The organism is Candidatus Dactylopiibacterium carminicum, from assembly GCF_014736495.1.
Classification (GTDB): domain Bacteria; phylum Pseudomonadota; class Gammaproteobacteria; order Burkholderiales; family Rhodocyclaceae; genus Uliginosibacterium; species Uliginosibacterium carminicum.
Genome location: NZ_MDUX01000087.1, coordinates 1 through 8,802, shown reverse-complemented (window position 1 = coordinate 8,802; position 8,802 = coordinate 1). Strand labels below are relative to the sequence as shown.

Sequence of the window (8,802 nt, the reverse complement as noted above, 5' to 3'; positions counted from 1 at the left end):
CCTCAACGAGGCGGCCGGGCGATGGAGACTCAACAGCTAACTCCAACAGCGCCATTCGAAATGGGCGCAGATCCGGCAGGGGTGCGTACAGGGATTCGCCACCTACATGACCGGCGAGCTGTTCGCGGTGCTGGCGCAGCACAGCATTCTCGGCCGTCTCTTCTCCACCGGGGTCGCAACGTCGGAGCAGGCGCAGGAAGCCTTCGTGGCCGGCATCAATGTTGCTCGCGACGGCGGCCCTGGCGCACTCAGTCACCAGTTGTTTGCCGTGCGTACGCTGGGCCTCACCGGGCGTTACCCGGGGTCCGCGCTGAAGGATTACCTCTCCGGCCTGCTGATCGGCAACGAGCTGGTATCCGGCCTGGCCCGGCTGCACGGCGCAGGGCAGGAGCAGGCCCTGATCCTGATTGGCGATGGTGCGCTGTGCCAGCGCTACGAAGAGGCGCTGGCCGTGCTTGGCGCATTCCCTGCAGCTGTGCTGGGCAATACCGCGCCAGCCGGGTTGTTCGATTTCGCGCGTGCAGCTGGCCTGCTGTACACACGCCTTGAGGAGTCCGCATCATGAATGAGGCACGTCTGGCCCGTTTCGAGGCCGCCATGCAGAGTCTGCCCCTGGTCGCCATTCTGCGCGGCTTGCCGCCGGAAGATGCCGAGGCCGCCGCGCAGACCTTGCTTGAGGCCGGTTTCCGGCTGATCGAGGTGCCCTTGAACTCTCCGGACCCCTTCACCAGCATTGCCACCATGCGCCAGGTGCTGCCGCCCGAAGTGCTGGTGGGCGCCAGCACGGTGATGAGCGCGGCCCAGGTGCGACAGCTGGCCGACATCGGCGCCGACCTGATGGTGACACCGCATACCGATCCCGTGCTGATCGCCGCCGCCAAGGCTGCCGGTCTGGTGAGCCTGCCCGGTTTCTTCACGCCCAGCGAGGCTTTCGCCGCACTCGCGGCCGGCGCCACGGCACTCAAGCTGTTCCCGGCCGAGCAGGCCGGCCCGGCCACGGTGAAGGCGCTGCGCGCGGTGCTGCCGGCCTCGGCGCGCGTGCTGCCGGTGGGCGGCGTCAGCCCCGAAACACTGGCCACGTGGCGTGCTGCCGGCGTTGCCGGTTTCGGCCTGGGCTCGGCCCTGTATGGCAAGGGCACGACGGTGGCCGAGCTGGGCGAACGCGCCCGCCGCTTCGTCGCAGCCTGGAGAGCGTCATGAACTGAATTCCTTCCCCCGGTCACCAGCGGACGCAGAGCCGCCCGGACCTTTGCCCTCGAGGCACCGCTCAACCAAAGGAGGTTGCAATGAAGACTCGTCGTACCTTTTCCAAGCTGATGCTGGGCCTTTCGGCCGTGCTTCTCGCAGGCGGCGTAGCCCAGGCCGCCGACTATCCCACCAAACAAATCGAGCTGATCGTTCCTTACGCCGCGGGTGGCGGCACCGATCTGGTTGCTCGTGCCTATGCCGACGCGGCCAAGAAATATCTGCCGCAGGCAATCGGCGTGGTCAACAAGACCGGCGGCGCCGGTGCCGTGAGGCTCACCGAGATCATGGCGTCCCGCCCCGATGGCTACAAGATCGGCATGGGCACGGTGGAAATCGCCATGCTGCCGCACATGGGCGTGGCCCGCTTCACCGTGGACGATTACATCCCGATTGCCCGCCTGAATGCCGAACCCACGGCCATTACCGTGAATGCCGAAGCGCCCTGGAAGACGATCGATGAATTCCTGGCCTACGCCAAGGCCAATCCGGGCAAGGTGCGTATCGGCAACTCCGGCACCGGCGCTATCTGGCACATCGCGGCCGAGGCCATCGAAGAGAAAACCGGGCTGACTTTCAACCACATCCCCTATGACGGCGCCAACCCTGCCGTCACCGCGCTGCTGGGCAAGCACATCGAAGCCGTGTCGGTGAGCCCGGCCGAGGTGATCGCCCATGTGGCTGCCGGCAAGTTGCGCATCCTTGCCGTGGGAGCTGACGAGCGGGCCAAGGCTTTCCCTGATGTACCCACGCTGAAGGAAAAGGGTGTCGACGTTTCGATCTACACCTGGCGCGGCATCGTAGTGCCGAAGAAGACGCCGCAAGCGGTTGTCAATGTCCTGCGCGAAGCCTCGAAGAAGACGGCTGAAGATCCGGCATTCCGCGAAACCCTGAGCAAGATGAACCTGACCTGGGCATACGCCGACAGCGCCGTTTTCAAGGCTGCGATGGACAAGGACAACCTGTTCTTCAAGGACATGATGACCAAGATCGGTCTGGCCAGGTAAGCGGCTTTCCTCTCCTGACCTGTTCGCGCCCTTTCCGTCCGCCCCGCGCGGCCGGAAGGCGGCGCTACGCACAGGTTTTCTTCCTGCTCGATGGAGATACGGTATGACCCAAGCTCCTTCTTCGGCCGGCAGTGCCGTGCCGCGCATGGCCGATCTTGTCGTCGGCTGCATCCTGATCATGGTGGCGGTGCTGGCGATCGTGACCGCACAAGGTTTTCCATCCACCAATCTGGTGACCGATGTGGGGCCCGCCCGCTTTCCTGTCATCTATGCCTGCGCACTGATCTTGCTGAGCTTGATCATGATGACGGGCGCTCTGCGGCGGCCTGCTCCGCCTGCGGGCAAGCCTGTGGATCGCCTGGGTTACGTCTGCGTGGTGATCGGCGTGATCGCCACGGCACTGTGCATCCTTGTCATGGAGTGGATCGGCTACGGCCTCAGCTCCGTGATCTACCTGACTGGACTGATGTGGATGATGGGGTGGCGCCATCGTCTTTTCACGCCGCTGGTGGCGATCTTCATCACCGGATTGTTGTATGCGCTCTTTTCTTTCAGCCTGAACGTACCGCTGCCGGTGGGTGGTTTGTTCGAGCAATTGCTGTCCTGACGGGGTGCCGTTATGAACGAACTCAGCCTGCTTCTCACGGGTTTCCAGAATCTGTTCTCTCATCCCACGGCCTTGCTGCTGGCGGCACTTGGCGTCGCACTCGGCATCGTCATCGGTGCCTTGCCGGGGCTGACGGCCACCATGGGGGTTGCCATCCTGCTGCCCTTTACCTTTGGCATGGATCCGGTTTCCGGCCTGTTGATGATCTCCGGGGTTTTTTTCGGCGGGATCTACGGCGGCTCCGTCACCGCCATCCTGTTGAAAATTTCGGGCACGCCCGCTGCCGCTGCGACGGCTATGGACGGCTACGAGCTGACGAAGAAGGGCATGGCCGGCATTGCGCTGGGTACTGCCACTTTCTCTTCCTTCATCGGTGGCACGCTCAGCGTGATCGTGCTGATCTTCATGGCGCCGCTGCTGGCGGGCATCGCGCTGGAGTTCTCCGCATCTGAGACTTTTGCGCTCGCCGTTTTTGGTCTGTCAATCATTGCCAGCATCTCGGGTACTTCCGTGGTGAAAGGCTTGATTGCCGGCTTCCTGGGCTTGTTGATCGCCACGGTAGGCATGGATCCCATGGGGGGCTTCCCGCGTTATACGGCCGGCTTCACCGAGCTATTCAACGTGCCTTTCATTCCGGTAATGATCGGGTTGTTCGCCACGGCGGAAGCTTTCAAGGCCATGGAAGATCGAAATGTCCGCAAGGCGGTGGCTGCCGCATTGGGGCGCATCATTCCTCCCTGGAGCACTTACAAGCGCATGCTCGCCACGGTGCTGCGTTCCACTGGTCTGGGGGTACTGATCGGCTCGATTCCCGGTGCGGGTGCGGATATCGCGGCCTTCGTCGCTTACAACGAGACCAAGCGCTTTTCCAAGACACCCGAGAATTTCGGTAAAGGCGAACTGTCTGCCGTTGCGGCCTGTGAGTCCGGCGCCAATGGCTGTACCGGAGGCGCATTGTTGCCCATGCTGACGTTGGGTATTCCGGGCGACGCCGTCACCGCAGTGATGTTGGGGGCACTCACCTTGCAAGGGCTTCAGCCTGGTCCGCTGTTGTTCCGCGAACATGCAGACATGGTGTTCACCTTGTTTGCCGGCATGTTGATCTGCTACGTCTTCATGCTCGTCATGGGGCTTGGGTCGCTACGCTTCATGGGGCGCATCCTGCAACTGCCCAAGGCAGTGCTCACGCCGGTAATCCTGGCGCTGTGCATCGTCGGCACCTATGCGCTGAATAACAGCATGTTCGATGTCGGCATCATGCTGGCTGCCGGTGTGGTCGGCTACTTCATGCAGAAGTGGGAATATCCGGCATCTCCGGTAGTGCTGGCACTGATCATGGGACCGATGGCCGAGGCAAATTTCCGCCGGGCGCTGTCGCTCTCCAATGGCAGCTACGATTTCCTCTATACGCGGCCGATCACGGCCGGGCTGCTATTGGTGGCTCTTTTCACGCTGTTCCTGCCATTGCTGCGTCGTCGCAAGGCTGCGCGTACACCGGTCGAGCCCGTGCCGCAGATGGAGGCCGCGCAATGACGAGTGTCCTGGAAGTCAGGCATGAGGCGCTGCTGGGCATCCCGCTGCGCAATGCCTGCGGCGAAGGGCCTGTCTGGCATGCGGAGCAGGGCTGCTGGTACTGGATCGATCTGCCTGCGCGCAGCATCCACAGGCTCGATCCTGCCAGCGGCGTGCTGCGGCAGTGGTCTGTCGACGAGCATCTGGGCTGCATGGTGCTGCGTGCCGATGGCGGGCTCACCTGCAGTTGCGTTTCCGGCATCTTCGATGTGGATCTGCCGGAGGAGGGGGGCCAGGCGCTGCAGCGGCGGCTCGCCAGCGTGACGCATGCACAGCCCGGCATGCGTTTCAACGATGGCCGCTGCGATCGCCAGGGCCGGCTGTGGGTTTCCAGCATGGTGATGGATATCTCGCTCGCCAGCCCCGCCGGCAACTGGTATTGCTACAAGCGTGCCGATGGCCTGCAATGTATGGAAGGGGGCTACGTCATCCCCAATGGTTCGGCCTTCAGCCCGGACGGCAAAACCTTTTACAGCTCCGACACGCACCGCAACGTCCGCATGGTCTGGGCCTGGGATTACGACATCGCCGAAGGCCGTGCGCATTCGCGGCGTGTGTTCGTCGACATGCGCGACATGCGCGACATGGTGCGGCGGCCTGATGGTGCGGCAGTGGATACCGAGGGCTGTTACTGGATCTGCTGTCTCGACGAAGGCTGCATCAAGCGCTTCACGCCTGGGGGCGTGCTAGATCAGGTGTGGAAGACGCCGATGCTCAAGCCGACCATGTGTGCCTTTGGCGGGGAGGACATGCGCACCCTGATGGTGACCTCGCTCAGCCGTGGCCCCGAGGATCTGGCCGGCGACCCTGAAGGGGGCCGCCTGCTGATGTTCCGCCCCGGGGCGCAGGGGATTGCGGAGCCACGCCTGGCGGGTTGAGCACCGGTTGCGGGGTGTCTGAGTGTGAGCAGACCTCGCTCGCAGGGTGCGCCATGCGCATCCTGAGATTCCGGACTCCTGCGTGAACAGGAATGACGTTGCGCTGAATCAGCGTGCCTTTCTGGCGGCGGCGCTGGCTTCCTCCCGAACACGTCTGGCTTCGTCGAGCAGGAACTGCTGATAGTCGTCCAGATCGCCTTCGAAAGGTTCGACAGAGCCTTTCGATACCAGCCAGAACTCGTCGCACACCGCACGCAGCAAGGCACGGTCATGGCTGACCAGCATCACCGTGCCCTCGAACTCGTTGAGCGCCATGCCCAGCGCATCGCGCGTGGCCAGATCCAGGTGGTTGGTCGGCTCATCGAGCAGGAGCAGATTCGGGCGCTGCCAGACGATCATGCACAGCACCAGCCGCGCCTTCTCGCCGCCGCTCATGGTGCCGACCGGTTGATGCACCATGTCGCCACCGAAGTTGAAGGTGCCGAGATAGGTCCGCAGTGATTGCTCGGTACCGCTCTGGCCCGGGCCGCGCATATGGGCCGGCGTGTCTTTCGCGAGCCGGATCATGTGCTCCATCGGGGTATCGTGCGGGCGCAGCACGTCCAGCTCCTGCTGGGCGAAGTAGCCGATATTCAGGCCCTTGCCCTCGCTGATCTCGCCATGCGTCGGCACCAGCGCATGCGCCACGGTCTTTACCAGTGTGGATTTGCCCTGACCGTTCGCACCGAGAATGCCGATGCGCTGCCCGGCCAGCACCGAACGGTTGATGTGCTGCACGATGGTGATGGGCGGTGTGCCCTCGGCTGCATCTTCCGGTGGCGGATAGCCAAAGCTGGCGTCGAGCATCGACAGCATCGGGTTGGGCAGGTTTTGCGGCTCCCTGAATTCAAAGCTGAATTCGGCATCCGCCAGCACGGGAGCGACCTTCTCCATGCGTTCAAGGGCCTTGACCCGGCTCTGTGCCTGCTTGGCCTTGCTGGCCTTGGCCTTGAAGCGGTCGATGAATTTCTGCAAATGCGCGATCTTGTCTGCCTGCTTGGCCATCGCAGCCGTCTGCAGCGCCATCTGCTCGGCACGCATCTCTTCGAACTTGCTGTAGTTGCCGCCATAACGCACGAGCTTGGCATTATCGACGTGCACCGTGACCTGGGTCACCGCATCGAGGAATTCGCGGTCATGGCTGATCACCACCATGGTCCCCTGATAGCGCTTGAGCCAGGCTTCGAGCCAGACCAGCGCATCGAGATCCAGGTGGTTGGTGGGCTCATCGAGCAGCAGCAGGTCCGACGGGCACATCAGCGCGCGCGAGAGTAGCAGGCGCATGCGCCAGCCACCGGAGAAGCTGTTGACCGGCTGATCGAGCTGGGCCGCGGTGAAGCCCAGCCCCTGGATCAGTGCCTGGGCACGGGCGGGCGCATCGTGGGCGCCGGCATCGTGCAGCGCCATGTAGGCGTGCGCCATGCGCATGCCGTCATCGCTCGCCTCGGCAGCGGTGACTTCCTGCTGGGCGGCCAGCAAGGCGACGTCCCCCTCGATCACGAAATCGGTCGCGCTCTGGCTGGTTTCGGGCATGTCCTGCGCCACCTGGGCCATGCGCCATTGCGTGGGAATGGAGAACTCGCCGCTGTCTTCGTGCAGCGTGCCGTTGAGCAGGCCGAAGAAGGAGGATTTGCCTGCGCCGTTGCGGCCTACCAGGCCGATTTTCTCACCGGGAGCAAACGTGACTGAGGCCTGGTCGAGCACGACCTTGACGCCGCGACGCAGCGTGACATTCTTGACGGAAATCATCGATAGGAACGCGCTGTGCGCGTAAGTGGGTTTTCCGGCAAACAATCATTGCCGGACCCTTGGGGGAAGGCCGGCATGATAGCCGCTTGCCCTGCACGCGGGTACGCGCCGCGTGATAATTCCTGTGGCGAAGGAGTGGGAGTATCCGGAGCGCAAGACGCTGTTTGCGCCTGTGTCGCTCATTCGTCCTCTTCGAGCAACTGCTCCAGCCGTCTCTGGTGATGGTTCAGGAAGTCTCGGGTGATCGCGTAATGTTCGGTCTCTTCGTAGGCGACCTCGTGGATGCCCGAGTCGTCGAACTGATAGATCCGGGCGCCCGGATAAGCCAGCAGGATGGGCGAGTGAGTGGCGATGATGAATTGTGACTGTGTCTGTAGCGGGCTTGTGTCGCGTCAATGAAGTCTGGCGCAGGAATCAGGACGGATGCTCTAAGATCGAACTCCCGCTTTCTGGAATCCGTCATGTCAGCTCAAGAAGTCACGTATGAGGAAGTTGCCGCCGCAGCCGTTCGCATGGTGGAGGGTGGTCAGCCCGTCACGGTGGGGGCGTTGCACGATGCGTTGGGCGTAGCTTCCCTGCAGGCCCTGCATCGGCACCTCGCGGCCTGGCGTGCCAGCCAGACCCCGGCGGCTGAAGCCAGCATGGCGATTCCTGAGGCAGTGACTACCGCCCTCATGAGCTGGGCGCAGCAACTGGCGGAATCCGCCAGATCGGGTTTGCGTAGCGGCCTGGAGCAGGCCGATGGCGATCTGGCCTCGTTGCTGGCACTGAACGAGCAACTGGAGGGCGGGCAGAGCGAGCTGCGCGCGCAACTCGAACAACTGACGCAAGTACGTGATCAGGCGCTGGCGAAACTGGCCGAGCGCGACGAACAGATCAACCGCCTGACCGTGGAGCTGCGCCACGCACGCGATGTGGCCACCGAAGCCCTGGTCGGCAAGGCCAAGGACCAGCTCGCCATCGACGGCAAGGATGCCCAGATCACCGAGCTGCGCCGCCAGCTGGAACAGAACCTCGCCGCTTCCGCAGCCCAATCCGACGCACGCCTCGCCATCGAGATGGAACTGGTCGGCGCAACCACTGCCCGTGACAACCTCGCCAGCGAAGTCAAAGCCCTGCGCGCCGAACTCGACGCCCAGCGCATCTGACCAGTTGCCGGCCTGAACCCGGGTGACACCTGCGGACCGCATTGCATTCCGCAGCCTCTGAATCTCGGGTCAGACGTCGCGACTTTCGAAAGCGCTGATGACGGCGCCGGTTTGCGACGGTCTGGTGATCTCCGTCCACTGCAGATGCGCAAACTTCGGATCCTTGCGAAGGGCGGAATACCTGATCCGATTCCGGGTGAAGGTGGTGAGCGACCAAAGGAGTACGGACTCCCTGGACAGGAAAGCCATGCGCAGGGATTCTCGATTGCCGTTAAATAGCTCCGTGCGCATCAGAAAACGGCTGAGGGTGCGCCAGAGCAGGCGGGAAAACACCGTGGCGCGGCCGAAGTTGAGCCAGACGATATGCGTGGCACGATGCCACAGCACTGAATCGCCCCCGGTTCACTAGACACTTCGAAGCCTTAAGCTGGCAACCAAGTGGAGGTGTCTATGAGTAGCAAGCGATACACGGAAGAGTTCAAGATTGAAGCGGTCAAGCAAGTGACCGATCGCGGACATAGCGTTGCGGACGTTGCCGGGCGACTGGATGTGAGCAT

The 8,802-nt window shown here is 63.1% G+C and carries 10 protein-coding genes and 1 pseudogene; 9 read left to right on the top strand and 2 right to left on the bottom strand.

All coding sequences use genetic code 11. The annotated features are described in order from the left end of the window. Nucleotides 1-64: 64 nt before the first annotated feature. From BGI27_RS16805 to BGI27_RS16780, 6 genes and pseudogenes are all read left to right on the top strand, one after another. Nucleotides 65-565: pseudogene (locus tag BGI27_RS16805) on the top strand (2-dehydro-3-deoxygalactonokinase); the annotation flags it as partial. After that, nucleotides 562-1,200, top strand: coding sequence for a 2-dehydro-3-deoxy-6-phosphogalactonate aldolase (locus tag BGI27_RS16800; protein WP_095525947.1), 639 nt, complete (start codon nt 562-564; stop codon nt 1,198-1,200). The pseudogene BGI27_RS16805 and the gene BGI27_RS16800, both read left to right, overlap by 4 nt. 86 nt (nt 1,201-1,286) lie before the next feature. Then, the gene (locus BGI27_RS16795; protein ID WP_095525946.1) at nt 1,287-2,252 is read left to right on the top strand and encodes a tripartite tricarboxylate transporter substrate binding protein; all 966 of its coding nucleotides are present in this window, start codon (nt 1,287-1,289) and stop codon (nt 2,250-2,252) included. 103 nt (nt 2,253-2,355) lie between these two features. Continuing rightward, complete coding sequence (locus BGI27_RS16790; protein ID WP_095525945.1) at nt 2,356-2,859, top strand: tripartite tricarboxylate transporter TctB family protein; 504 nt, start codon at nt 2,356-2,358, stop codon at nt 2,857-2,859. A gap of 12 nt (nt 2,860-2,871) precedes the next feature. After that, a complete protein-coding gene (locus BGI27_RS16785) occupies nt 2,872-4,392 on the top strand; it encodes a tripartite tricarboxylate transporter permease (RefSeq protein ID WP_095525944.1) in 1,521 nt (506 codons plus the stop codon). After that, nucleotides 4,389-5,309 (top strand): SMP-30/gluconolactonase/LRE family protein, encoded by a 921-nt coding sequence (locus BGI27_RS16780; protein ID WP_095525943.1) that lies wholly within the window; start codon nt 4,389-4,391, stop codon nt 5,307-5,309. Before BGI27_RS16785 ends, BGI27_RS16780 begins: the two co-directional genes overlap by 4 nt. 108 nt (nt 5,310-5,417) lie before the next feature. Here the strand turns inward: BGI27_RS16780 and BGI27_RS16775 are convergent, their stop codons facing one another. Then, nucleotides 5,418-7,097: an ABC-F family ATP-binding cassette domain-containing protein gene (locus BGI27_RS16775; protein ID WP_095525942.1), complete on the bottom strand. Its 1,680-nt coding sequence runs from the start codon at nt 7,095-7,097 to the stop codon at nt 5,418-5,420. Between the two features lie 221 nt (nt 7,098-7,318). On the opposite strand from BGI27_RS16775, the gene BGI27_RS16770 reads away from it, so the two are divergent. Next, on the top strand, nt 7,319-7,462 hold the full coding sequence (locus BGI27_RS16770) for a hypothetical protein (RefSeq protein WP_170943092.1): 144 nt from the start codon (nt 7,319-7,321) through the stop codon (nt 7,460-7,462). Between the two features lie 96 nt (nt 7,463-7,558). Further along, a complete protein-coding gene (locus BGI27_RS16765) occupies nt 7,559-8,245 on the top strand; it encodes a DNA-binding protein (RefSeq protein WP_095525941.1) in 687 nt (228 codons plus the stop codon). A gap of 69 nt (nt 8,246-8,314) precedes the next feature. On the opposite strand, the gene BGI27_RS16760 is transcribed toward BGI27_RS16765, so the two are convergent. Next, complete coding sequence (locus BGI27_RS16760) at nt 8,315-8,632, bottom strand: hypothetical protein (protein ID WP_223871882.1); 318 nt, start codon at nt 8,630-8,632, stop codon at nt 8,315-8,317. Between the two features lie 63 nt (nt 8,633-8,695). On the opposite strand from BGI27_RS16760, the gene BGI27_RS16755 reads away from it, so the two are divergent. Beyond that, nucleotides 8,696-8,802: transposase (locus BGI27_RS16755; RefSeq protein WP_141239830.1), on the top strand; the 107-nt coding region annotated here is incomplete at its 3' end.

Bases quoted from the DNA above. Each gene is read 5' to 3' on its own strand.
- BGI27_RS16800 (WP_095525947.1), top strand. From the start codon at position 562: ATGAATGAGGCACGTCTGGCCCGTTTCGAGGCCGCCATGCAGAGTCTG.
- BGI27_RS16795 (WP_095525946.1), top strand. From the start codon at position 1,287: ATGAAGACTCGTCGTACCTTTTCCAAGCTGATGCTGGGCCTTTCGGCC.
- BGI27_RS16790 (WP_095525945.1), top strand. From the start codon at position 2,356: ATGACCCAAGCTCCTTCTTCGGCCGGCAGTGCCGTGCCGCGCATGGCC.
- BGI27_RS16785 (WP_095525944.1), top strand. From the start codon at position 2,872: ATGAACGAACTCAGCCTGCTTCTCACGGGTTTCCAGAATCTGTTCTCT.
- BGI27_RS16780 (WP_095525943.1), top strand. From the start codon at position 4,389: ATGACGAGTGTCCTGGAAGTCAGGCATGAGGCGCTGCTGGGCATCCCG.
- BGI27_RS16775 (WP_095525942.1), bottom strand. From the start codon at position 7,097: ATGATTTCCGTCAAGAATGTCACGCTGCGTCGCGGCGTCAAGGTCGTG.
- BGI27_RS16770 (WP_170943092.1), top strand. From the start codon at position 7,319: ATGGTTCAGGAAGTCTCGGGTGATCGCGTAATGTTCGGTCTCTTCGTA.
- BGI27_RS16765 (WP_095525941.1), top strand. From the start codon at position 7,559: ATGTCAGCTCAAGAAGTCACGTATGAGGAAGTTGCCGCCGCAGCCGTT.